The organism is Shewanella sp. 1180_01 (assembly GCF_052850535.1).
The window spans coordinates 103,617-128,238 of record NZ_VXCT01000009.1 but is presented as its reverse complement, the minus strand read 5'-3'; the positions used below and the strand labels follow the sequence as shown (position 1 = coordinate 128,238).

Below are 24,622 nucleotides of genomic sequence, written 5' to 3'. Positions count from 1 at the left end.
TATTGACAGCAAAGGTCAATGGATGAGCTTAGTGCTAAGTTATGATCTGGCTTTAGATATAGGGCTTAGGTTGATTAAGGCAAAGCTTTTAGCCTGTATGGCCTATGCTGATTACTCTTTATTAAAAGAAGTCCCATCAGAGTCCAGCTGGCTGATACGCCAGAACAATTCGACTATACCAGTATCCAGCTGCGCATTCGGGCCGCATTAAAAGGTGAGCAGCCCAAAAATCTACTGCCTTTTATCGGTAATGAATGTGATAACCAGCCCAATGGCATTGCGTTTTCCTTAACGGACTACCTCGAATTGGTGGAAGATACTGGCCGAATTATTCGAAGCGACAAACGAGGTGCTATCAGTGAAAATAGCGCCAAGTTACTGACAAGATTAAATATCCCCTATGACAATTGGCTCAAGCTCACTACTGAGTTTGGCAAGCTATTTCATGGCCAGTGGGTACGCTGCAAGAACTGACCGATTACTGCGAACATTTAGAAAAACGACGACAGCACTTTGCGGCAAGCTGTCAGCACTTTCACAGCAACTAACTGTAATCCTGCTTAACCAAACTAATCACTGCTTATTTGTTTTATTGGGTGGGTTAGCATGTCTTAAATACACCAATTTTTAATGAGTTAGCTCATTTTTATGCCTCAGCTTTAGCCCTTCAACTTTTTATGACTCTACTTTAAGCAATTTTAGCTCGTACAAGTTGTAGACAAACCAAAAGTGCATTATGTTGTTGATCTAAAATGGATGGCCAGATTTTTTGTCAAGGATTCGGCATGTGTATCGATAAAACGTATCAATTAAAAATTTTAAAAAATGTACTTTATATAGTAGCTATTTTATTGTCAGTTAATTCTTACTCTAGTAATTTACCATTAACTAATGATGATATTTATCGAGTAGAGCATCCAGAAGGGATGCAAATTATGAGTGCCATTATCACACCCAATGAATCTTTAACTCTTATTTACGAACACTTTTATAATTATGATATGAAAGCTGGTGAGCTCAGGTATAGTAAGCTGAAATTGACTCCAACTTCTATCTTGTCATCAAAGCCCATGACTCTTGAGTTTGAAAATAATAAACAAGTTAATTTTAGAACAGGTGTTAGTAGCATTAAAATAAATAATGTTGAATGGTTATATTTTGTTGAGTCTGAAACAACTTATCATAAACCTGCATCACTCTATAGAGCTCAGTGGGGAAGTAATAACAAACTAGTCAATAGACAATTACTTTCCCTACCTACAGCCATTGCAGCAGGAAGTGCACCCAAATGGTATTTACTTAACAACGGTAAAGTTGCGTTAGTTTACCGTTCAAAGCCCTATTCAGGATGTTGTCAATTATTATTCAGCTTAAGTAATGATGGAATTAATTTTGATAAGCCTGTAGAAATAGGAAGTGGTGGAGCAATGCCTGCGTTAGCAATGTTTTCATCAAACGAGCTTATTTATACATTCCAAACTCAATTTACTAGTAAAGCTGATGATTCAGATGAGCAAGGGAAATCTGGAATGAGAACTCATTTTAGACTTTCTACAAATAATGGAGATGATTGGGGAAAGTCAATTCCAATCACAACGCGAGTTGAAGAGGTTCATGATGCAAGTCCTATTCAACGTAAAGATGGTAATGTAGATGTATATTATTCATCCATTGATAGCAAAGAACATGATTCTTTTACGTTATGGAGAAGATGTGTTTCATCTTCAGGAAAATTAGGGAATGAAGAGTTAGTCGTAAATAGAAGCGTTGGCAACATTGCAAAAGTATCGCCACATAGGTTGAGTGATGGTTCTTTATTGCTAACATTTGTTGAGCAAGGTAAGGTTTATTCTGAAGGAGATCATAATCTTCATGCAGCAAAAATTCTGAGTGATGCTAAATGTGGTTTTGTAGTGGCACTCTAATTTAAGCAATTTTAGCTCGTACAAGTTGTAGATAAACCAAAAGTGCATTATGTTGTTGATCTAAATTGGATGGTCAGATTTTTTTTTGCATGAGTAAATCGTGTAATATGTCGATATCACGCATGATGTTGGAACTAGTAGTTTTTTGGCGAAATTGATTATATTCAACAGTATCATGCGTGTCTACTTATTTGAATCCCATCGAATTTATCTGGGGATTCGCTAGATGCGGGCGTTAGCTGTTCCTAAAGGAGTATCCGATTTGAATGAGAAGATTGAGAATGGAGAAAGTAGTTTGACCGATGTAAAAATAAATAAATTTGGAAAGATTTACTCCATCATTTCTGTTGTATTTATAGGAGCAATTGGTTCTGGATTATGGGATCTTTTTTTAAAAGATCTTATATATTATGTGGGAGAAATATTCGTAACGGTTATGTCATCAATTTATACTGGATATTCTGATAGTCTTTTTACGAATGTGGGAAAACAATCCGATGTATTAATGTATGTTCCTTCAATTTTTATTATTGTTATCATAATCATGAGTCCGCTATTCGTTTACATAAAACTTAAGCGTATACTAAGGCATCTACGTGAAACACCAAGCAAAGTTATAAATAATAAAGTTGAAGGTTTTCTATTTAATTTGATAAAAAATAAGCAACGATTTTTTGTTGGTATCATTATTGCTCCATTGTTTTTAATGTCCATAATATATACGGATTTGCTAGTTAAATCCGTAACCAATATATCTGCTGTTAATAACATGGAAAGGTGGTTGACCGTTGTGAGACCTTATATCGAAGAAAGAGATTATTATAAATTGGAAAGTGAGTTCCGAATGGTTAATAGTCGTCTTAGCTATCAGTTATTAGTTAATAAAGTAGAAAATCATGCGTTGAAACAATCAGTTGAGTTACCTGAGCTGAAACTATATGGAATCGAAACAGCTAACAAGGCAATTAAATCTGACATGAAATAGCTGGATATTGTTCATGCCTTACAATTTTAGCCAACTATTTCCAGCCGTTTATTACGGCGTTACCCATAGAAATCTTAATCCGAAACTCACTAACTCGAACTAAAAATCTAACTCGGAGATGTCCCAAAGTATGTTTCGTATGTCCGGTGTCTTTTAAATCTACAGGTTATGCTAAAGCCAAACGGTGAGCTAGGGTGATTTATGAGACGACCATCCCCCTGAACGGACTCGAACAACATCTCCGTTTAACTGCCAGTTCGCCGTCCATGGCTCTCGTTCATAAGCTCAGAAACCCTAGGTTTCTATTCACCGAGTCGATGAGCGAATGCCATGGATCGCCCATCCGTAGGAGCCAGCATTTAAGTTACCAAGTAACAAGTCATTTAGTCGTACTAACCCTCTATTTTTTTACGTGCTTCTGTCTAAAAGTGGGTTACGTATCTCTTTTAAATCTACTGGTTACGCTAGTACTAAAAAGGCAAGCCAGAGAGTTATGCAAGATGGCAATCCGCCGCTGCCTCCAATGATGGATTGAACTGAATCCGCTTCAGCTAGCGCAATACTTTGCTTAAAAACGCTTGGGTACGGGCTTCTTTCGGGTGGCTAAATAGTTCATCGGGTGGGCTAGATTCGACCACATAACCGCCGTCCATAAAGATCACGCGATCGGATACATCCCGTGCGAACCCCATTTCGTGGGTGACAATCACCATGGTCATGCCCTTTAGCGCTAAGTCTTTCATCACATCTAGTACATCACCGACCATTTCTGGGTCGAGTGCCGATGTCGGCTCATCGAACAGCATCAAGTCTGGTTCCATTGCTAATGCACGGGCAATGGCAACCCTTTGCTTTTGGCCGCCCGATAAACTGGCGGGATAGGCATTGGCTTTGTCACTTAAACCAACCTGTGCCAATAGGTCTAGGGCTTTCGTTTCGGCCTGAGCGGGCGTCATTAGTTTTAGACTAATGGGCGCTAAGGTGATGTTTTGAATGACGGTTTTATGTGGGAACAGGTTAAAGTTTTGAAACACCATGCCCACTTTTTGCCGCAGTTTATCTACGCTGGCATTTGGCGCTGTGATGAGTTGGCCTTCAATCTCGATATCGCCTTGGCTTGGCTGCTCTAACAGATTGATACAACGCAAAAAGGTACTCTTGCCGCTGCCGCTTGGGCCAATCACACTCACCACTTCACCCTGACGAATATGCTCGCTAATGCCCTTGAGCACTTGGTTATCGCCGAAGTTTTTATGCAGGTTGGTTATTTTAATCACTTTGTTTCAACCTCTTTTCAAATTTCGACAGCACAAATGTGAAGCTGTAGGTCAGGAATAGGTAGATGAGTGCGCAGGTAAATAACGGCACACTGTCCTCGAAGGTGCGGCTACGGATGATTTCACCGGCGCGCATAAGGTCGACGCCACCGATAAAGCCAATGACGGCGGTTTCCTTGAGGAGCACGATAAATTCATTACCAAGTGCGGGCAGAATATTCTTAATCGCTTGGGGCAGAATAATCGATTTCATGGTCATTGCTTGGGACAAGCCAAGTGAACGTGCCGCTTCGGTTTGACCTTTATCAACGGCTTGAATCCCCGCGCGGATAATCTCAGAGATATACGCGCCGCTATTGAGACCAAAGGCGATGATGGCAGCAGTGATCTTGTCGACATCTAAGGCTGAAAGCACGATGAAGTAAAGGATCACTAATTGCACAACTACTGGGGTGCCACGGATCACACCGACATAAAGATTGGCGGGGAAGCGGATATACCACTTAGACGACATCTTCATAAAGGTGGTGCCAATGCCTAACACTGCGCCTAATAACATGGCGAAGAAAGTGACGATTAACGTCACTTTCAAACCATTTAATATCAGCAGTATGCCTATCATGCCATCTTCGCCAATCGGGCTAAACAGCGAGGTATTAATTGCGTCTATCATGCTGATATCACTTTATATGGGCAGAAACGAGCGTCTGATATTGGCCGTCGGCTTTCATGTTAGCCAGTGTTTTATTGATGCTCGCCAGCAGTTCAGGCTGCTCTTTTGACACGGCGAAACCATAAAACTCAGCAGGAAAATCCAGTTTAATCATCTTTAATTCAGGATTTTTAGCCAGATAGTTAGCGGCAGGTTCGCTGTCGAATAACACTAAATCCACCTTGGCATTTTTAAGCTCCATAATGGCTTCGAAACCCGTATTAAAGGCGGTGATATTTTGGGTGTATTTCTTTGACATGATGTCAGCGGTGGTGCCTAACTGCACCGCAAAGTGTTTGCCTTTAATATCTTCAAGCGTATGAATGCTATCGTTATCTTTGTTGACTAGTACGACTTGAGTCGCTTCGTAGTAAGGCTCAGAGAAGTTTACGTTGGCCTGACGTTCAGCGGTTATCGTCATGCCTGAGGCGATAAAATCAATCTTGCCTGAATTAAGCGCGACGATCAGTGAATCGAACTTCATGTTTTCGACTTTGAGCGTCTTGCCCGCATCTTTAGCGATTTGCTTGGCCAGATCGATATCAAATCCTTTGATTTCATCGCCACTTTGGCCGCCAACATATTCAAAAGGAGGGAAGGCGGCATTAGTGCCAACGACTAACACGTCATCGCTTTTTCCGCATCCAGCTAACAACAAGGTGGCAGTTAAGGTCAGGCCGCCTAATAACATGGACTTTTTCATTTAAGACTCTCTTGTTCGATTTCACTATCAGTGTGGCGACTATAGGCAGATGAGCATTAAGTGTCAATAATTATGCTTTTAATTTGATTAAAAATTCATTTCTATTTTGCAGTTTTCAGTCGCAAGATTGAGGCCCGCTGCTTTCCTGTACAAATTTGTGTGTAAGTTGTTTTTTCTGGGTTGAATTATTGTGCTTTGGTCTATAACTATTGTTACTGTTAGGTTTTTGGCTATCTATACTTCTGTGGTGTTTATTAGCGGCTTCTCAATGAGAGTGTCATAATTTGAACTATCGCCTATTATTCTTTGATTAAATTGGCTAGTTTAGCCGCTCTTTAACGGCAACCTTAGTTGGTGTTATTCCTATTTTATGCAGTTTAATCCTCTGGCTGATTTGATTATCAAGCTAGAAACGATGTTTCAGGAGTCAAAAGTGAACTATCTCAACTCATCATTAGTGTGCTTAGCCCTGTGCTTATCGAGTGCACTGCAGGCCGAAGAGCAAACTCAGTGGCATTACAGCTTAGGCAGCCATGATTTTGTGGTCGAGGATTCTCACACCTTAGGGGTAAATGCGAGTCTATTGTTAGAACATAAAACCCAAAGCGATATTTTGCTGACGGCGGCGCTGGATGCCTATATAGACGTAGATGTCGATAAACTCGACCCTGACCACATACCTGTGTGGTTTAAGTCTGCCTATGCCGCGAGCGGTGAACTTTATCGTGTTAATCCCGCGTTTTCATTCGGTTGGCAGTTCGATTTACAGGGAAAGCGTAATACCGTTAGCTCGGTGGAGAAACAAGCTAAGGTATTTCCTGGGCTGACGGCTAACTTTGACGGACAAGAATTACAGGCCCAGTTCAAGGCGGGTGCGGGTTATTACTATCTCGAAATCGATGACGATGTGCCTAGAACCCGAGGTTACGATCGTGGCGATTTTGGCAACGGTACGTTTGCTTATACCTTTATGGGAAGTGTAGGGGCTAATGTGACGCCTAAGCTACATATGCAAGTGGCCGCTCAGACGTGGCAAGACGAGGGCAAATGGTTAGAGAATCAATATCGCTTTGAGCTGAGTTACCAAACCGATTTTTGGCGGCCTAACAGCATGCTCGTGTTGAGCGCCGAGCACACGCAATACAATTTAGACCACTATGCCAAAGTCGATATTAACTCGGCTGAGTATTTGCCTATTCTGCCATGGGATAGCGATACGCTAGTGCGTTTGAGCTTAGTGATCCCTTGGTAACATAGTGTCACTTATGAGTTAAGTGCTTCTCGACTAAAGCGATCATGGCTTGAGCTGCGAAGGATAATACTTGGTCCTTGCGCCAAAAGAGCGATAACTCCCAGCGCAGCTCGTCACTCGCCAGCGGGATATTCACGACGCCGGGCACGCTGTAGCGCCGCGCGATGGAGCGCGGCAATACCATCACCCCTGTGCCCGCGGCGACTAAGGCAATCCCGAAATCGGCTTGGCTGACGCGGGTAATGTTTTTAGGAACAAATCCGGCGTGTCGGCAGGCATTGAGCACTAATTGATAGAGGGTGTATTCAGTTTCGAACATCACTTGAGGATCGGCGCTGAGATCGCTAAACGACAATATCTGTCGGGTGGATAACGGATTTTCCTTGGGAAGCACCACTACCATAGGATCGTTAAACACCCGAATCCCATCATAGCCGTCATCAAAATCGATAATCCCTGTGGCCAGTTCAATCTCACCCTTTTGGATCGCCGAAGTTTGTTCTACACCGCCACGGACGAGTAAGTGCATATCAATTTGCGGATATTGCTGGCGATACTTGGCAATAATGGGGGCAAAAATCTCGGCGCTGCCCAGCGGCGCTAATCCCAGATTGAGTTCGCCTGCGGTTAAGCTGCGCTGCGCCGTGAGTTCGGCGAGCATGCGTTGCCGCCCTGCGAGCAGGTCTTTACCGTGACGATAAACGACTTCGCCTGCGGGAGTGAGTTTGACTTGGGTGCCGCGTTTACCGCGCTCAAGCAGGGTGAGATCGAGTTCTTGTTCTAACTGACGTACGGCTTTTGATAACGCAGGTTGGGTGAGATGGACTTTATCGCTGGCTTTACCAAAGCCTCCGGCATCGACGATTTCGATAAAATAGCGAATAACTTTGAGGTCCATTGGGCTTCACCTTTAAATGCATTCTTAAAATTCATGTATTACATTCTTAATATTCATTTTTTTTATCAAATAAGCAAGCCTAGAATAGCCCCATAGAAAACTTTGTTTTAACCGAGAAAATCATGTCATTCCCACAAGCCGCAATACGTCAGTGTCGACATTGGGCTTTGTTATTAACCCAAATCGGCCTCTTCTGTTTACTGTCCTTCGCTTGTCACTGGTTCGCCACTTGGACACATTCTCCTATTCCTGGGAGTGCGATTGGCTTAGGCATACTCTTATTTTTATTAGGTTTTAAACTCATTCCTGAAAATGCCGTGCAACTGGGCGCCGCTTGGTTGATTGGTGAGTTATTACTGTTTTTCATCCCGCCAGTGATTTCGGTCATTAAGTACGAAGGTTTATTTGAGCAATACGGTACCAATATATTGTTCACCTTAGTGATGGGCAGTGTGTGCGTGATGTTTGGCACTGGCTTTGTGGTCGATAGAGTGTTTCGTTTTGAGCGCCAACTGAACATCAAAAAGCAGGCCCGTCGCCACGCTAAGGCAGCTTAGTTATGACTGACTCAAGAGTGGTGGATTTTGTGTTGTCGCAGACCGGATTAGCCCTATTTAGTTTATTACTGACGGTATTTTGTTACTTCGGCGCTAAGCGTCTCTATAAGTACCACAGAGTCTGGTGGTTAGCGCCCATAGTGTTAGCGCCGATAGTGATTACCTTATTGGTGTTTAATCTTAAGATCCCATTGCCAACCTATTTTGAATACACCCATTGGTTGATGGCCATGTTAGCGCCCGCGACTATCGCCTTTGCTTTGCCGATTTATCGTGAGCGTAACTTGATCCGCCAATATCCGCTGACGATAGGGTTAGGTGTAACGGCCGGATTATTTCTGGGGATGATTTCTTCATGGCTGCTGGTGAAGTTTGTGCCTCTGCCGGTGGAGTTATCTAAGAGTTTGCTGGTGCGTTCGGTGTCGACGCCCTTTGCGATGGAGGCCACCAGTGCCTTTGGTGGCGTACCTGAGTTGACGGCCATGATGGTGTTAATCACAGGCGTGATTGGTATGTTGGTGTGCGAGCCACTATTCAAATTTATGCGGATTCGTACTTCGTTAGGTAAAGGTGTGGCACTCGGCGCCTCTGCCCACGGTGCTGGCGCGGCAAAAGCCACTGAAATCGGCCAGCAAGAAGGCGTTATCGCCAGTTTAACGATGATTTTTATTGGTATCGCTATGGTGTTAGGCGCCCCCGTGTTTGCCTTGATCTTTATCTAGGCTTTGAATGCTATCGTGTGAGTTTTATGGCTTGAATTTACACACCTCAATTTTGGCAAATTTGCCTCTTCGGGCGCTAACACCTTCTCAGTTATGCGCCCTTTTTTTTGCTTGTGACCCGTCCTAAATATGGCATGCTGTACCCAGTTGAAATACAAAGAATTCAGGGTGATTCCAGATGTCTAATGAGCGAGATAAACCGCTAAAAACACAACGAAGCGTGAGTTTACGTCCGGTTGATGAAACTGATCTTGAGGCCATTTTTACCCATCAAAGCGATCCTATTGCTAATCAGCTTGCTCAGTTTCCGCCAAGGGATCGGGAAGCTTTTTTTAAGCATTGGCATGGGAATATTCTTGGGCAAGTCAATGTGCTAGCGAGGGCTATCGATTTTGATGGCAAGTTTGTGGGCAACATAGGTCATTGGCACTGTGACGGGCAAGCGTTGATAGGATATTGGATTGACCGTGACTACTGGGGCAAAGGCATCGCGACCCAAACCTTAGCGCAATTCTTGCCTTTAGTGAGTGCGAGGCCACTCTTTGCCGAAGTCGCTAAGCATAATCTGGCCTCCCAGCGAGTCCTCTTAAAACACGGGTTTGTGCTGACGGGTCAATTAATTCAAGAGAGCCAAGATACTGAAGCATTGCTCGAATTTGTTTTACGTTAGCTTATAACGGCACAATCGCGGCATTTATGGCGTATGTTAATGCGTTTATACGCCATAAATCACGTCTTCCAATCCTTAAAATCCCTGAACTGCAGCCGCTTTTGTTAAAAGTGCAAAAAGTCGTCCATTATTTTTATAGCCAATGATTCTACTGCCAAAACCCTCTTTTAAAGACGTAGTCGCTGTAGTAAGTCAAAAGGCTGGATCTAGCCGCTTGATTATTCAAGATTAGTGACAGGTTAAGCTGGTTTTACATAATAAAAATTGAGGAGAAACTGCTGATCTTGCAGATAAAAGTCTAATTGCATTCTATTTCTTTCACGGTAGAACTCCTATACTTAGCCAAACCTTGTGCCATAGCACAATCGATCCCTTATCTATTCAGTGAAATCTAAATGAAGATCCGTTTTCTGCTCAGTAGTTTTATTCTTGTATGCAGCAGTCTCACTGTTGCCGCGACAGCGCATTCAGCCGATTCGGCCTCTGTCACTACTAAACATGCCAACAAAAATGCAACCGCTAAAAAAGCGCCTGCAAAACAGCAAGAAGTGGCATCGAGTAGCGCTATGGTGGTCGACCTTAAAACCAATGAAGTTCTATATTCGAGTAACCCTAATGCCGTGGTGCCCATTGCCTCAGTGACTAAGCTGATGACGGCCATGGTGACCTTAGATGCAAAGCTGGCAATGGACGAAAAGTTAGCGGTTAATATTAACGACACCAAAGAAATGCGCGGCGTATATTCTAGAGTGCGTATCGGCAGTGAAATTAGCCGTAAAGACATGTTATTGCTGACTTTAATGTCATCAGAGAACCGCGCAGCAGCCAGCCTTGCCCACCATTATCCCGGTGGGCATAAAGCCTTTATTAAGGCGATGAATGCCAAAGCTAAAGCACTGGGCATGAAGAATACCCGTTATGTTGAGCCGACGGGTTTGTCGTACAAAAACGTCTCCAGTGCCAGCGACCTGATTGTGCTGCTTAAGGCCAGTGAAGGTTATCCTATGCTAGGCCAATTGAGTTCGACCGAGAAAAAGACGGTCACCTTTGCTAAACCTAAATACAGCTTAGATTTTCGTAACACTAACCGTTTGGTTTATAAAGATAACTGGAATATCCATCTCACCAAAACTGGTTTTACTAACGAAGCTGGGCATTGCTTAGTGATGCGCACCGAAATGGCAAAACGCCAAGTGGCCTTTGTGGTACTCGATGCCTACGGTAAATATACCCATATCGCCGATGCAAACCGTTTACGTAACTGGTTAGAAACAGGCAAAGTCACCCCGATCCCTGCCGAAGCTAAGCAATATAAGAAACAGCGTAGCCAGCAGCAATTAGCTAAGTTGAGTGAGACCTAGGCTTTGACCTAGAAGTCGTTCAGGAGCATATCTCTTGCCTTAACGGCTTTATAAAGACTAAAAAACCAAAGGCCAGATGAGCAATCCATCTGGCCTTTGGTTTTTTTAATACTGTAAGTCCTTGATGATTTTGGTAAATTCCCCGTGGTATTATTACCATAGTGATTGATGTACTCAAGGAAGAAATACGCGTGGCTGTTCTGCTAAAAAAACTTCAACTGATTTATTTTCCCTTCTTATTCATGAGCCTGTTATTTATCTCTGGCTACAGCTTAATCCATTGGCTGTTGTTGATTAAATTTGAGTTTTTTAGCTTAGATGAAGATCTGGTCAATTTGGGATTACCGCTGATACTGTCATGGCTCTTGTTGGTTATTTTTCTGAGGCCAAGGCTAAAACTGCTGAAGTTTGTTAAGGATAATTCGCGCTTTTTCTATCTACTTTTCGCCGTACAGCTCGTGGCTGTGCCTTGCATTATTGCGCAGGAATATCTTAAAACAGCAACGGGTCAGTTAACCCAATTAGCATCGATCCAAGAATTGTATCTGCATAAAAAGACACAGTATTACCAGTTACAGCAAGCTTATATTGATAAGACGCAAATTGGTGTGCAGCGAAATATTGAGGTTACAGGAAAAAGTAACAGTCACTTGAATATGACGCTCTATATTGCGATGCCGATTTTTGCGAGTGGCGCCGATCGTCGCCGAACTTCTGTCTTAGCCTGGTATGGCAAAATTTATCAGCAGGAGATCAGTAATAGACTCGAACCCGATGAAAAAGAACAAGCATACAAGGCGTTTTTGACTCAATCTCAACGTGAGTTTGATAAGTTTGACCCGCAAACGTTTGTTTACCTTGAACGATTAGCCCCTTCATCTCTCCAGAGAGACTTACTTAGTGCAGCGGAAAAAAGTCCGCTTTATCAAGCTGAATACCCAACGATTTTTATGCCGAAGTTTGAGCCATTTGAAGCCCGTAATGGCAATAAACTCGCTTGGATGCTGGTTTGGTTTGTTGCAGGTGCTTTAGTCTGGTTTGTGCTCTTGCTACGGGTGAAACTGGATGAAGAAGCGCTTAAAGCTGAAACAGTTACAAAGCGTTTGAACCATGCGGGCACAATCGCCGAGCTTAACGATTTTTTTGAAATGATACGGCCCAAGCCGGGTTTTATTGCAACTCCTATTCTGATGTATCTCAATGTTTTAGTGTTTATCCTTATGGCATGGTCAAGCCAACATTTTATTAATTTACAGGGTAGTTTCATGCTCGAATGGGGGGCTAACTTTCGACCTAAAGTGCTTGCAGGTGAGTGGTGGCGCTTAATCACGAGTACCTTTATCCATGGCGGTTTAGCCCACTTAGCGCTGAATCTTTACGGCTTGTTTTTTGTCGGCAGCTTTCTTGAACCTGTACTCGGTAAGTGGCGACTATTTTTGGCGTATTTGATCACTGGGATATTAGCCAGTATCGCCAGTATCTGTTGGTATGATGCCACTGTGAGTGTCGGTGCATCGGGCGCCATTATGGGGCTATTAGGTATACTCGTGATTTGGGTTTGGAAAAAGATTTTCCCTGAGGATATCAACTGGGTACTGAGTATTAACTTGGCATTTTTTGTGACCATAAGTCTTGTCGCAGGATTATTGGGTGGAGTGGACAATGCTGCCCATGTTGGCGGATTGCTGAGTGGGTTAGGGTTGGGTTACCTTTCGCTGGACTTTGCTCGAGGTGCTCGAGGTGCTCAGAGAGCTCGGAAGATTGAGGGCCATAGTCCAGCTAAAAAACGTAAGCCGAGACGCAAATAAGCCGCGCTCGGCTTTGGATTTAAGAAGATTTAGGCGTGTTCAAACATTAAGAACAAGTAAACGATAAACAGCACTATATGCGTCGCGCCGTGCAGGGCATTGGTGCGACCGCTGCTGAAGCTGACCTTGCAGACCATTAAACTGGTGATTAACAGCACCATGTCGGCGGGTGACAAGCCTAAATGCACTTATTGACCTATCACGCCGCCAATAATTAATACTGCGGGAACGGTAAGGGCAATTGTGGCGAGTACTGAGCCGAAATACAGATTCATCGCCCGCTGTAATTGATTGTTTAATGCCGCCTTAAATCCGCCCACCGCTTCGGGTGACAAGATCAAACAGGCCACGATAAAGCCACCTAATGCCTGCGGTGCGCCTAAGGTAGCGACACTGTAATTGATTGGCATGGCTAAGGTTTTTGCCAATAAGATCACCACCAGCAAGTAACCAATCAATAGCACAGTATGATAGGCATTACTGCGTAATATGCCGTGGTGTTCCTCGTGATCTTCATGGTCTGCATCGACAAAGAAATGACTGTGGCTCTTGGTTTGTACGACTAAAAATACGCCATAGAGCAGAATCGAAATAATGATCAGCATCCAAGACATGGCTTTAGACATGCTGCCAATAGTGCCGCCTTCGGTAAAATTGGGCAGTACTAAACAGAGTAAGGCGAGGGGGATAATGACGACCAAATAGGATTTTACGCCATCTAAATTAAAAAGCTGGGTGTGGTAACGCCAGCCGCCAAGTAATAAGGTGAATCCCACTAAGCCATTGATAATCAACATGACCACGGCGAACATAGTGTCGCGCGCCATCACAGGGTTAGGTTCCCCTGTCAGCATCACGGAGGAGATCATCACCACTTCGAGTGATATGACTGACAGGGTTAAGATTAAGGTGCCATAGGGATCGCCAAGCTTAATCGCTAGCGCATCAGAGTGGCGCACCACTGAGAAGATGGCCCAAGTGACAACGCCCAATAGGGCGAGCGATACGGGAATATAGGTCGAAAGCGCAGTGCCATCGGCGAGTAGGCTATCGCCACCGGTTTTAAAGAATACTAAGGTCAGTATTCCCAGTAGCAGAGCGAACTCGTCTTTCATAAATGTCTTCATAGGCAGTTTGTCCAAAGCGAAAAAAAGGCCGTTAGTATAGACACTTGTTATGGCACACTTTGCATGAAACTTCTTTTAGATTTGGGGTTAAGGATAAATATTTGAGCTAGATCGCTGTAATCCCCAACCCCATTTCTACGTTAGCCGTGGTGCTCGGTTTTAATCAGTTTGCCGAGTTGATCATAGTGATTCCAATCCCCTGATTCTCGGTCGCTGATGTAACTGCCTTCGGTGCGTTTTTCGCCATTAGGCCAAAAGCTTTGCCATAGACCTTCTTTGCGATCCCTCAGATATGTCCCTTGTTCGGCTAGTTTGCCATTGTTGTGATAATAGCTGGCATCGCCTTCTTTTTGGCCTTTTACCCAAGTTTCAACGAGTTGTGGTTTACCGTTCTGGTGATATTGTTTAACCTGACCATCGAACGAGCCTTTGGCATATGTTGCCTCTAGTTTGAGTTGGCTATTACTGTAGTACTCCTTCGATTGACCATGGTTTTGCCCGTCTAAAAACTCAGTGCTGGCCGCTTGTATTCCATCCTCAAACCAGCTTTCCCATAGTCCAGTTTGATTGCCTTTATCCATAGTGCCGCTGAGTTTTAGCTGGCCATTATTGGGATAATATTCGGCATACGGGCCTGTTTTATCATTTTTATCATAGGTTTCGGAGCGGTAAACCACTTGCTTAAAGCTGTAAAACTCCCTAACTCCATGACGCTTGTTTTCCTGCCAATGGCTTTTTTGCTGGATATTCCCTTCTGGAATAGCGCCATAGGTCGGGTCTTTTTCTTCGTAGCGGTAGTCAATCCACAGACCCGTTTTTTGATTATCGAGATATTGCCCAGCAACACGGCGACGCCCGTGGTAATACTCAATATAATCACCATTGAGTTTGCCATCGGCGAAGGTTTGCTCTCGTTGTTTTAGGCCTTCGCTGTACTGGATCCATAAGCCTTGTTTGTTGCCGTTTTGATATTCGCCTTCTTCATTAGGGTCGCCATTGGCATACCAGCGAGCAAAATGGCCATCGAGCGGATAACGGCTGGCATTGTCCTTTTTCTCCGAGGCGTAATGGGCGAGTTCGCGAGGCTTGCCATTGTCATAAAAGGATTCATATTGACCAACCCATTGACCGTTAATGCGTTTGCCCCGCTCATTAACAGTGCCATCCTCAAAGTAGGACTCGGATTTACCCGTCAGTTTACCTTCGACATATTCATCTAAGCTGCGCAGTTGACCATTGCTATGGTAACGGCGTGATTCACCGTGTCGCTGCCCCTGTTGCCATTGCTCAGAAGATTGCAGTTTGCCTGCGCTATAGCGCTCAAATAGTCCATCTCGAATGCCCATGTCGTAGTGGCTTTTTTCGAGTAAATTACCTTCGGCATCATAACGCTCCGATGGTCCATGAAGCGGATATTGGCCATTTTCAGCTAGCTTTGAGTCTTGATAACTGCGCAGTTCCTTAAGTTGGCCATTGTCGTAGAAATACTTTTGCGTACCGGCAAGTTGGTTCTGCTTATAGTTGAGATCGCTGGTGAGGTTTCCTTCGGCATTAAAATATTGCTGCTGCCCATCTAAAGCGTCGTTAACATACTGTTCTTCAACTTGTAATTTACCCGCATCGTTAAATTGCTGACACTTGCCTTGGCGTTGCCCTGCCTTATATTGGCAGAGGCTGGCGAGTTCGCCATTGGGATAAAATGTCCGTTCTTCACCATCGAGCTGATTAAGATTGAACTGGCTGGCACTCGATTTAGTTCCGTCGTCGAAGAAGGTTTCCCACAATCCTTGGCGGCGACCTTCGGCATCGAAGCGGCCAGTCACAGAGGCTTGCCCGTCGGGATTTTGCTCTAAATAGGGGCCGGAGAGTTGGTTGTTCGCATAGCTTTGGCTTTGGGATAAGGTGCCGTTTTCATAGAAACTTTCCCATTTACCGTGGCGCAGGTTGTCGAGGTAGCTTTCTTGGGCTTGCAGTTTACCACTGGCATAGAAGCGTTTTACTTGCTCTTTTTTACCGTCTTTATAGCGCGTTGTTTGGGTAAGCTGGCCGCTGCTGTTGTATTCCTTCCATTCGTCCGTGGGCACGCCTTTGGTAAATTGCTGCTCCTCTGTGACTGCACCGCTTAAATCGAACAGTCGCCAAGTGCCATCTTGATAACCTTGCAGGTAGTTTCCTTCGATAAGCTTGCTGTTATTGGTATGAAATACTTGCCATTTACCATTCGGTATCCCCTGGGAAAATTGCCCTAAGGTATATCCTTGGTTATCGCGGACTATGGCGATATCGCCATTTAAGGGCATGCCAGTGGCGAGGTTATAGTAGCTAGGGATAACGTCTTGCTGACGAATTTCGACCATCATAGAGGAGAGGTTTTGCGCGGCCTGCGCATGGAGACTCACTATACTAGCCCCTGCAATGGCGAGGCTAATCACGCGAAATGGGGTATTGAACATGCTGATTCCTTGTTCTGGGTCTTAAGGCCAAGATATGTGCGGCCTATGTAAGAATCCTAATTTTAAACTGCTTGGTTTATCTATTGCGCTGTGCACTTACATGCAGTGCACAGCGTCTAGGCTTAAGCTAAAACCGAGGGAAAACATCATCAGAAGTGACCACAGGTGGTGGCATTTCCTGATTTAAAAACTGGCCATGATGGTAGCTATTAATCACCCGTATCCAGCCATGATCCTCAAACTCGTATTGTTTACCATCAAGCCTGCCTAGTTCGTCATAATTGGCGATTTGGAGCACATAGTCTTCTGATGAGCGTAATTCCCAATGGCCGACTCGTTTACCTTGGTCGAAGCGACCATACCAATAGCGTCTTTCAGGGTTGGGTATTGGGCGGAAACCGTACTCACCATCGGTAAATATCCAATCGCCATCCTGTTGACCATTGCGGTATACGCCTTTTTCATACACTTGGCCATTATTGGCGTAACGTTGTACTAATCCATCGGGCTTGCCATGTTTAAAGTGAATTGACTCAAGCAACTGGCCTGAGTTGGTCTCGTTATGGTATTCACCGTGGAGCTCACCATTATCATCGTGGCTATAGGTGAGGGTGGCGTCGTCTTGAAATTTCTTCCAAGTGCCTGCTTGTTTATCCTTGGCATATTGACCTTGCTCTACTAGCTGAGTTTTCCCTGTGGCAGGCTCAATTTTTACCGTTTCATAGGCGCCTTCACGCTTACCCGCCTCATAATATTCGCGGGAGAGGGTGATGACATCGTTGTAGTCAAAGGACTTGATCTGTAAACCATTCAATTGCTTATTGAGTCGCTCCTGGCGCTCGATTAACAAGCCTTTTTTGAAGGTTTCGGAGAGTGACCAGTTTTTGAGTTTGTCTTCTTCTTGAGTCTCAATCAATTGGCCATCGCGATAGCGCTGCTGTTTACGATAAACCCAGCTATTACCTTGGTATTTGCTGTCTGTGGTTTTTTTAATTTGCCCTTGGTCATCGTATTCGATGGCTTGGAGGACATCCCCCTTATCGTTGGTCACTTCCTTTAATTTGATCTGTCCATTTTCATAGTAAGTCAGTTGTTCACCGACCTTATAATCAGCTTGATATTGATAGTGGCGCTCGACCTTGCCATCCGGGAAGTATTCAAAATAATCCCCCTGTTTTTTATCTTTAACATAAGCTTGGGTCGAAAGCAGTTTACCAAAGCCCCAACTCGTTTCGTTGCCATGTTTGAGCCCATCTACCATGGGGATTTCGAGGTGTAAGTTGCCATTGTCAAAGTACTGGGTAACACAAGTACCACTGTTGCAGACCTTGTCCCTAAGATTTCCATCCCTATCAAAGTGTTCGCTCATGCCGACCTTTTTGCCATTTTTAATGGTGGTCTTCATGCTGATTTGACCGTTGATATGGTAGAAAATTTGCTCACCTTCGCGTTGATTGTTAACGAATTGACAGTCACAATCGAGCGAGCCATCTTCTTTGTAGATTTTGACTAGCCCTTGGCGTTGGCCTTGTTTATCAAAATGGCCTTCTTCCTGTAGCTTGCCACTGCTAAAACGGAACTGATAGGGACCATGTAGTTGTCCGTCGGTGAAATTGTGGCCCGTTGCCATGCCGCTAAAGTGCATGACCTCGGTATTGAGATAATAGAGCTCAACTTTAAACTGGCCGTCTTTGACTTCAACGGGTTGTTTTAAATAAAAACTGGCTGCTTTTTTATTTTTTACTGGTTCCCAGCTTTCATCCAGCAAAATGAAATCAGCACTCACTTGGGTGCTAATAAATAACAGTGCTCCAAGGAGCCGTTTTACTGTAAATATACGCATAACCGCTCCTTTTTATGGCAAAGGTTTAAAGGTGAATTCATAGGGGATATCGACGGGCTCTTTGGCGATCGTCATATAACTCACCTTGGCGGCGGGGCCTGCAATACTCAAATAGCGACCATCGACCAGCACCTCGTTTATCCGCTGCTCAGTATTTTCGGGGAGTCGAATGGTTAACAGATTGCCTTGGGCATCTTCGACCTTAAAGTAATTTTTAAGATCGCTACTTGGCTCATTGCCATATCCGGTTTGCGTCAGCCAAGACTCTAAATCGATTAACCAAGGGCGGTCGGTTACAGCCAGTTCTAAAGGCTGCCAGTGAATATCACCTTGGCAATGGATCTTGCCCTTGATCTGTTTATCGTAGAAAAACTGCCGCACGCGGTCTGGGGTCATCAAACTATAGGCTGCCCCGTTTGGCGCGTTGGGATCGAACTGCCAAGTGACAGGATTTTTACCCTCATTAAAGCCTTGATCTATTTCAGGTTTGCAGGCGGTTGCCAAGGCAGCTGACATGGGAATATACAGATTATGACCATTGTCAGTTACAGGTTTTATCCCTTGGATCGTACTGAACTCATTTTTTGCAGCATCTAGCGCTGGATTGATAAAGCTACCTAGGCCAGCGTTACCAAACTCGGTGGGAGGATTAGCCAGATTTTTGTTGTAGTCGCTAAATTGTACAAAGCGGATCGTTTTGGTTTGAGTCAACTCCGGCTGGGGTTGTTGCTCAATTAACATCAGGGTTTTAGGAATTTCATCCAGCTTGAGTAACAGTGCGTTGCTGGTGAGGTGATGGCTCTCATCGGCTCCAATCAATTGCTCTAGCAGTTCCTTTTCTGTCGCCGTTAGCCAAGAGGGATAATTACCTTCGCGACGGGCCTCAGCCATCATGCCTTTAAATTGTTGGAAAGGCAGATTAATACTCTGATCCTCACTCTGCTTTGACACGACTTTAAAGAGTTTCGCCTCGGCATCGAGCACTTGGATTGTTAGGCTGGCATCGCCAACCGTGTAAGGTGTTGCCAGCAGTTCATCCCACGACTTTTCGACTATCTTATTCGTCTGTGGGATAAGCGTTAGCTTGGCAGTAATATGGTCTATCTGTTTGAGTTTATTCGCGGTGTTATCCCAACCCGTAGCAATAATATCGGTTGAAGACTCAATCGAGGGATGGTAATTCCTCGCCCAACCTTTGCCATGCTGCCAGAAGTGAATGTCAATCGCTTTGCCGTTTGCATCATAGGCGGTTAAGTCCTCATAACGCACATCGGCTTCCACATATTGCGGACTCATATTGTGGACAAAGCGCAATTGCAGATCTTCAGGGGTATCAGTGCCCCAAGGGTCAAGATTATCTAAAATACCTTGTTGATCAGGTAATAAGGATTGAATAAATGCCTCATTATTGGGGCGATATTCCTGCGGTATATCGCTAATACGGTACAGCTCCTTTTGTCGATCATCCATATCGCGTTCAGCATCAAAGCTATCATCGGCATGCCAAAGCATACTCATGATGTAAGGGCGATCCTTAGGTGTCATAACGGTACGGTGGGTGAAGGTACGCTCTTGGCGCTCTTCCCGTTGAAAAAACGCCATGCTCTCTAACCAACCGGTTTTGCGGTTAACTTCGAACTTGCCATAGGCCTTATACTTGTCTTTCTCCCCTTGTAATACGGCGATCAACTTATCTTCACTGACCTGTTCAACCGTCCAAGTTAAGCGCGCATCTATGGGGGCGTTGATGCTATAACCTACGCTAGGCTCAAGCGCCACAGGCAAGGTTGGGGCTTGTTTAAACAAGTTATTAAGATTTTGCCAGCGCTCAAATAACTCCTTGATATCTTTTTGATCCATCTTGGCAATGGGGGTCAGTTGGCGGACTTCACCATTGTTAAATTCCACATTAAAGCCATCTTTAACCAACTGAACGATTTCATTGGACTTACCTTTAGGGTCGATATTACTCACCGGGATCGGCATGCCATAATCGCTAATTTGCAGCAGGTTAGGTTGGATAAAAAAACGGGCGTTGTTGGTTAACGGTGCTGTTAAGCTGGCCGCCTTACCCTCTGCGTCTTGTAATTGGTAATCCAGCAGTAATCGTGCCTGCAGTACTTTGCGAGTTTCGAAACCATCGTTGAGGCTTATGGTAGAAATAATCTGATACTCGCGATCTGTGGGTATATTCGCCGTAACCGATTCTGAGGACGTCGTTGAGTCATCGCAGGCGGTTAACAAGAGTGTGATACTTGCCACTATCAGTGCGATTGCGGCGTGAACTGCCTTGTATTTCCCTGTGGCCATTTGTGCTCCCTTGGCTACGCATGTTATTGAAATGTAAATATATTAATCTTGGTTTGGCGACATTATACACAAAAACTATCTGAGGCAATAAAACGACGTCATCAAAATGTGAGCTTAAAAGGCGAGCAAGCAAGGTAAAGAGACTGTCCGTACTTATTTGTTTGCGACGAGGTTTAGGTCAGTCTTGCGGCAGTAAAGACGAGCTTAAGCGGAAAATTAAGCGGGGAATAAAACAAAACCCAAACCAAGGCGTGCTTGATTTGGGTTTGCGCTGGGATCAGCTTTTTCTATTTCGATGCTCGATATCAGTGATTGATACTCGAGGACAGAAACATGTTATCGAAAACAAGCTACAGCGAGAGGATCACGCTGGCGATTGCCGCACTCATCAGGTTAGCGAATACGCCAGCGGCAATGGCGCGAAAACCATTACGGGCGATAAATTCGCGGCGCTCTGGCACCATGCTACCCAGTCCACCGATCAAAATTGCCATGGTGGAAATGTTCGCAAAACCACACAGGGCGAAAGTCACAACGGCCTGAGAATGGGCGCTCAGTTGGTCTTCTACTTTCATTAACTGGATAAAGGCCACAAACTCATTCACCACGATTTTTTGGCCAATAAGCGAGCCCGCGGTAATAGCTTCATGCCAAGGAATACCTAGCAGCCACGCCATAGGCGCGAACAGATAACCGAGCAAGAATTCGAAGCTTAACTGGTAACCGAACCATTCACCCACAGCGCCTAACATGCCATTCAGCAGGGCGATAACACTGACAAAGGCTAGCAGAGTGGCACCGATCCCGACTGAGATCCGCATGCCAGACATAGCACCATCGGCTAAGGCTTCAACCACATTGGTGGCGCGTGGCAGTTCGACTGAGGTGATTTCATCTGTGCTGTTTTTGTCATTTTCGTTGGGTGGCATGAGGATTTTCGCCATCAACAGACCCGCAGGTGCTGACATAAAGGCAGCGGCAATCAGATAGTTAAGATCGACACCTAAAGCGGCATATCCCACTAAGGTGCCGCCCGCGACTGAGGCTAAACCACAGCTCATTACCGCGAAGAATTGCGAATCGCTCATGTGCTTTAAATAAGGTTTGATCACCAGCGGCGCTTCAATCATGCCGACGAAGATATTCGCCGTGGCAGATAAAGACTCGGCGCGGCCCGTGCCCAATAAACGCTGCAGACCACCACCAATAATGTTGATCACCTTAGGCATTAACCCAATATGGTATAAGGCAGAAATCAGCGCCGAGAAGAAGATGATGATACCTAATACATTGATCGCAAATACGAAGCCGACTTTACCCGTGGCGAGATCGCCAAACAGGAAACCAATCCCTTCGTTGCCATAGGCTATCACGCTCGACACGCCCGCCGTAACAGATTGCAATACGGCCTTACCCGCAGGGACGTAGAGCACTAACAGGGCAAATATAATTTGTAGGCCTAGGGCTAAAATCACAGTGCGGTAGGGAATGTTCTTGCGGTTCACTGACAGTAGCCAAGCAAAAAACAAGATGCTAATCATGCCTAATATCGCGGTCATAATGGGTTTATTCTTTTGAGTGATAGAAGAAGTCGCGCATTGTAGGCCGAGTCAGCGTAAGGGCAAGTCGAGGGCGTTACTGGGCTGTTACGATAAAAGCGTAGAAAATAGCAACAGTTTAAGTTGCTGTTTATGCAGGATAATAAAAACGATTTTGGCTACTATTGCCCAGAGGAAATAATATTTGTGTCTGCGGCAATAATAGAAATCACGCCACAGACGACTTTAGGCTGGTGCAGTCGTCTGTGCTGGTTTGAAATGCAGCTTAAGTGACTGCAGTTTAAGTGACTGGAGCTTAGGTGACAGTCTTACCTAACCAAGGTTTGAGCTTTTTATCCCAGTAGGGCGGGTGGCCGATATGGGACTTTAAACATTCGATAATTACTTTGTACTTAGTCGGTAAATGGCGCCGCCTTGGGTAAACCACATAAACGGGCATCTGTTGCAGCGGTTTCCAATCGGGTAAGAGTTGGATGAGCTTGCCGCTTTGAAATTCATCACTGAGTAAATACGTGGCCACATAGCCTATGCCTCGCCCTGCAATCACGGCATTACGCACGGCTTCGGCTAAGTCGACACGGTAATTGCCTGCCACATTGACGGTTTGCTCAAGGTCATCCTTAGCAAAACTCCAGCGATCATAATTACGGCTTTTACTTTGATAGATAACACAATTGTGCTGAGCTAACTCCCGTGGATGGTGCGGGATGCCGTGCTTGAGCAAATAATCGGGGGAGGCGACCACCACAAAGTTAGTCTCGGCGAGGTGCTGGGCGATATAGCCTTCGTTCAGCTGTTCATGGTTAGTGATCCACAGATCCAGGCCTTCCTCTAGCATATCGGCCTTATGGTCGAACAGGCTTAGCTCAAATCGTAATTCGGGATATTTTTCCTGCAACACTTCCAGCGCGGGGATGATGTGTAAGGTGCCAAAGGATTGGGAAGAACCGAGGCGAATCGTGCCGCTAATGTCGTCACGGGCATCCAGCATCATGGCATCGGCATTTTGCGTTGCTTCAAACACTTGCTCACAATAACGCGCGAATTGCTGGCCAGCGTCAGTTAACACTAAGGTGCGAGTAGTGCGTTGCACTAACAGCAAGTTCAGCTCAGCTTCCAACGCGCCAATTTGCTTGCTGACATAGGAGGTCGAGGTTTTTAACTTAGCTGCCGCTTGGGTAAAACTGCCACTGGTCACCAGAGTGTGAAATATCACCATCTGGCTAGCTCTATGTTGTATCACGCCAAGCCCTCTAGAATCTAAATCGCTATTTTAAGCTAGCCTAGCCTTAACCGACAGCCGTTTGTGCCAATCGTGTGTTATTTCAAACCAAGCTTACAAAACAGCACACGTTAAAGTCAGTTGCCCTAAGTACGATTCTTCCTTTACTCTTGAGTTAAATCTTAACACCCACAAGCTAGGGAAGTGACCTGTGGTTAGCTTGTTCAACGGAGGAATAACGATGACACAGCAAGACAAGCAAGCCGTAGCAGAAACAAGTCAGATGCATGCCCAGAAAGTGCAGCCGATACCGCAGGAAGCCTTTGACTGGTATGACGAATATGCCCACGGCATTATCGACCGCCGTGAGTTTATGGGGCGGCTCGCAGGACTGGTGGCGCTAGGGTTTACCCTGACAACGCTCACGGGCGCACTCATGCCGAACTATGCCCTTGCCGAACAAGTGTCCTTTAACGACCCGAGTATTCAAGCCAGCTATGTTAAATTTCCCTCGCCCAATGGTTACGGTGAAGGGCGCGGCTATTTAGTGATACCCAATGAATTATTGCTCGCGGGCAGTGCCGCTGGTGAGCCCAAGACTTTAGATCCCACTAAAAAAGCCGCCGTGGTATTGGTGGTGCACGAGAACCGTGGCCTAAATCCCTATATCGAAGATGTTGCTCGCCGATTAGCGGCGCAGGGGTATATCGCCTTCGCCCCCGATGCACTTTATTCCCTCGGTGGTTATCCGGGCAATGACGATGCGGGCCGCGCCATGCAAAGCAGTTTAGACAGAGCCAAAATCGAGCAAGACTTTATTGCCGCTGCGCAGTTTTTAAAAGCCCATCCTCAAAGCAATGGCAAACTCGGTGCCGTAGGTTTTTGCTTTGGCGGCTATATCGTCAATATGCTGGCCGCCACGATTCCCGATGAGCTTAATGCTGGTGTACCTTTCTATGGCACGCCTGCTGCTGCAGAGCTGCGTAGCCGCGTGAAAGGGCCGCTAATGTTGCAGTTTGCTGGGCTCGATCAGCGGGTGAACGACACTTGGGCCGAGTACGAAACCCAACTGAAAACCAATAAAGCCGATTATGTCGCCTATCTTTACCCGAATGTGAATCACGGTTTCCATAACGACTCAACAGGACGATACGATAAAGCCACCGCCGAGCTCGCATGGGCGCGCAGCTTAGCCTTCTTCGATACTCGACTGCGTGGTTATTGAGAATAAACGCCGT

General features: G+C 45.2%; 18 protein-coding genes and 2 pseudogenes. 10 read left to right on the top strand and 10 right to left on the bottom strand.

What is annotated here, in order from left to right; translation table 11 throughout:
* Window positions 1-70: 70 nt before the first annotated feature.
* From FW758_RS07760 to FW758_RS07750, 3 genes and pseudogenes are all read left to right on the top strand, one after another.
* Window positions 71-548, top strand: a pseudogene (locus FW758_RS07760) (transposase); the annotation flags it as partial.
* 237 nt (window positions 549-785) lie between these two features.
* A complete protein-coding gene (locus tag FW758_RS07755; RefSeq protein WP_259520713.1) occupies window positions 786-1,925 on the top strand; it encodes a hypothetical protein in 1,140 nt (379 codons plus the stop codon).
* Window positions 1,926-2,151: 226 nt separating this feature from the next.
* On the top strand, window positions 2,152-2,910 hold the full coding sequence (locus tag FW758_RS07750; RefSeq protein ID WP_446445080.1) for a hypothetical protein: 759 nt from the start codon (window positions 2,152-2,154) through the stop codon (window positions 2,908-2,910).
* A 551-nt stretch (window positions 2,911-3,461) separates the two neighbouring features.
* Here FW758_RS07750 and FW758_RS07745 read toward each other — a convergent pair.
* Genes FW758_RS07745 through FW758_RS07735 form a run of 3 tightly spaced genes read right to left on the bottom strand, consistent with a single transcriptional unit; the run spans window position 3,462 to window position 5,602 of the window.
* Entirely contained in the window at window positions 3,462-4,187 is a 726-nt protein-coding gene (locus FW758_RS07745) for an amino acid ABC transporter ATP-binding protein (RefSeq protein ID WP_311990568.1), read from the bottom strand.
* Complete coding sequence (locus FW758_RS07740; protein ID WP_006085903.1) at window positions 4,180-4,860, bottom strand: amino acid ABC transporter permease; 681 nt, start codon at window positions 4,858-4,860, stop codon at window positions 4,180-4,182. Before FW758_RS07740 ends, FW758_RS07745 begins: the two co-directional genes overlap by 8 nt.
* A 7-nt stretch (window positions 4,861-4,867) precedes the next feature.
* Window positions 4,868-5,602 carry a basic amino acid ABC transporter substrate-binding protein gene (locus FW758_RS07735; protein WP_006085902.1) on the bottom strand — a complete coding sequence of 245 codons (735 nt, stop codon included), beginning with the start codon at window positions 5,600-5,602 and terminating at the stop codon, window positions 4,868-4,870.
* 370 nt (window positions 5,603-5,972) lie between these two features.
* Between FW758_RS07735 and FW758_RS07730 the strand changes: the two genes are divergently transcribed.
* Entirely contained in the window at window positions 5,973-6,854 is an 882-nt protein-coding gene (locus FW758_RS07730) for a hypothetical protein (RefSeq protein ID WP_446445079.1), read from the top strand.
* A gap of 7 nt (window positions 6,855-6,861) precedes the next feature.
* Here the strand turns inward: FW758_RS07730 and FW758_RS07725 are convergent, their stop codons facing one another.
* Window positions 6,862-7,752 (bottom strand): LysR family transcriptional regulator, encoded by an 891-nt coding sequence (locus FW758_RS07725; RefSeq protein WP_063883785.1) that lies wholly within the window; start codon window positions 7,750-7,752, stop codon window positions 6,862-6,864.
* Between the two features lie 122 nt (window positions 7,753-7,874).
* Between FW758_RS07725 and FW758_RS07720 the strand changes: the two genes are divergently transcribed.
* The 5 genes from FW758_RS07720 (at window position 7,875) to FW758_RS07700 (ending at window position 12,870) form a co-directional block, all read left to right on the top strand.
* Window positions 7,875-8,309, top strand: coding sequence for a CidA/LrgA family protein (locus FW758_RS07720; protein WP_446445078.1), 435 nt, complete (start codon window positions 7,875-7,877; stop codon window positions 8,307-8,309).
* Window positions 8,310-8,311: 2 nt separating this feature from the next.
* A complete protein-coding gene (locus FW758_RS07715) occupies window positions 8,312-9,031 on the top strand; it encodes an LrgB family protein (RefSeq protein ID WP_006082861.1) in 720 nt (239 codons plus the stop codon).
* Between the two features lie 178 nt (window positions 9,032-9,209).
* Window positions 9,210-9,701, top strand: coding sequence for a GNAT family N-acetyltransferase (locus tag FW758_RS07710; RefSeq protein ID WP_446445077.1), 492 nt, complete (start codon window positions 9,210-9,212; stop codon window positions 9,699-9,701).
* Window positions 9,702-10,096: 395 nt separating this feature from the next.
* Window positions 10,097-11,062, top strand: coding sequence for a D-alanyl-D-alanine endopeptidase (gene pbpG / locus FW758_RS07705; protein WP_446445076.1), 966 nt, complete (start codon window positions 10,097-10,099; stop codon window positions 11,060-11,062).
* Between the two features lie 191 nt (window positions 11,063-11,253).
* Entirely contained in the window at window positions 11,254-12,870 is a 1,617-nt protein-coding gene (locus FW758_RS07700) for a rhomboid family intramembrane serine protease (protein WP_446445075.1), read from the top strand.
* A 29-nt stretch (window positions 12,871-12,899) separates the two neighbouring features.
* Here the strand turns inward: FW758_RS07700 and FW758_RS07695 are convergent.
* From FW758_RS07695 to FW758_RS07670, 6 genes and pseudogenes are all read right to left on the bottom strand, one after another.
* Window positions 12,900-13,997, bottom strand: a pseudogene (locus tag FW758_RS07695) (calcium:proton antiporter).
* 140 nt (window positions 13,998-14,137) lie between these two features.
* Complete coding sequence (locus FW758_RS07690; RefSeq protein WP_446445074.1) at window positions 14,138-16,450, bottom strand: toxin-antitoxin system YwqK family antitoxin; 2,313 nt, start codon at window positions 16,448-16,450, stop codon at window positions 14,138-14,140.
* Between the two features lie 127 nt (window positions 16,451-16,577).
* Window positions 16,578-18,293 (bottom strand): toxin-antitoxin system YwqK family antitoxin, encoded by a 1,716-nt coding sequence (locus FW758_RS07685; protein ID WP_432340912.1) that lies wholly within the window; start codon window positions 18,291-18,293, stop codon window positions 16,578-16,580.
* A gap of 12 nt (window positions 18,294-18,305) precedes the next feature.
* Window positions 18,306-20,603, bottom strand: a complete 2,298-nt coding sequence (locus tag FW758_RS07680) for a hypothetical protein (protein ID WP_446445073.1) — start codon at window positions 20,601-20,603, stop codon at window positions 18,306-18,308.
* Between the two features lie 350 nt (window positions 20,604-20,953).
* A complete protein-coding gene (locus tag FW758_RS07675; protein WP_259527260.1) occupies window positions 20,954-22,162 on the bottom strand; it encodes a NupC/NupG family nucleoside CNT transporter in 1,209 nt (402 codons plus the stop codon).
* A 295-nt stretch (window positions 22,163-22,457) separates the two neighbouring features.
* Entirely contained in the window at window positions 22,458-23,405 is a 948-nt protein-coding gene (locus FW758_RS07670; protein WP_126491273.1) for a LysR family transcriptional regulator, read from the bottom strand.
* Between the two features lie 220 nt (window positions 23,406-23,625).
* Here FW758_RS07670 and FW758_RS07665 point away from each other — a divergent pair, with 220 nt between their 5' ends.
* A complete protein-coding gene (locus FW758_RS07665) occupies window positions 23,626-24,609 on the top strand; it encodes a dienelactone hydrolase family protein (RefSeq protein WP_446445072.1) in 984 nt (327 codons plus the stop codon).
* Window positions 24,610-24,622: the final 13 nt, after the last annotated feature.

Excerpts from the sequence above, each read along its gene's own strand:
- FW758_RS07755 (WP_259520713.1), top strand. The coding sequence starts at position 786 with ATGTGTATCGATAAAACGTATCAATTAAAAATTTTAAAAAATGTACTT.
- FW758_RS07750 (WP_446445080.1), top strand. The coding sequence starts at position 2,152 with ATGCGGGCGTTAGCTGTTCCTAAAGGAGTATCCGATTTGAATGAGAAG.
- FW758_RS07740 (WP_006085903.1), bottom strand. The coding sequence starts at position 4,860 with ATGATAGACGCAATTAATACCTCGCTGTTTAGCCCGATTGGCGAAGAT.
- FW758_RS07735 (WP_006085902.1), bottom strand. The coding sequence starts at position 5,602 with ATGAAAAAGTCCATGTTATTAGGCGGCCTGACCTTAACTGCCACCTTG.
- FW758_RS07730 (WP_446445079.1), top strand. The coding sequence starts at position 5,973 with ATGCAGTTTAATCCTCTGGCTGATTTGATTATCAAGCTAGAAACGATG.
- FW758_RS07725 (WP_063883785.1), bottom strand. The coding sequence starts at position 7,752 with ATGGACCTCAAAGTTATTCGCTATTTTATCGAAATCGTCGATGCCGGA.
- FW758_RS07720 (WP_446445078.1), top strand. The coding sequence starts at position 7,875 with ATGTCATTCCCACAAGCCGCAATACGTCAGTGTCGACATTGGGCTTTG.
- FW758_RS07715 (WP_006082861.1), top strand. The coding sequence starts at position 8,312 with ATGACTGACTCAAGAGTGGTGGATTTTGTGTTGTCGCAGACCGGATTA.
- FW758_RS07710 (WP_446445077.1), top strand. The coding sequence starts at position 9,210 with ATGTCTAATGAGCGAGATAAACCGCTAAAAACACAACGAAGCGTGAGT.
- pbpG (WP_446445076.1), top strand. The coding sequence starts at position 10,097 with ATGAAGATCCGTTTTCTGCTCAGTAGTTTTATTCTTGTATGCAGCAGT.
- FW758_RS07690 (WP_446445074.1), bottom strand. The coding sequence starts at position 16,450 with ATGTTCAATACCCCATTTCGCGTGATTAGCCTCGCCATTGCAGGGGCT.
- FW758_RS07685 (WP_432340912.1), bottom strand. The coding sequence starts at position 18,293 with ATGCGTATATTTACAGTAAAACGGCTCCTTGGAGCACTGTTATTTATT.
- FW758_RS07680 (WP_446445073.1), bottom strand. The coding sequence starts at position 20,603 with ATGGCCACAGGGAAATACAAGGCAGTTCACGCCGCAATCGCACTGATA.
- FW758_RS07675 (WP_259527260.1), bottom strand. The coding sequence starts at position 22,162 with ATGACCGCGATATTAGGCATGATTAGCATCTTGTTTTTTGCTTGGCTA.
- FW758_RS07665 (WP_446445072.1), top strand. The coding sequence starts at position 23,626 with ATGACACAGCAAGACAAGCAAGCCGTAGCAGAAACAAGTCAGATGCAT.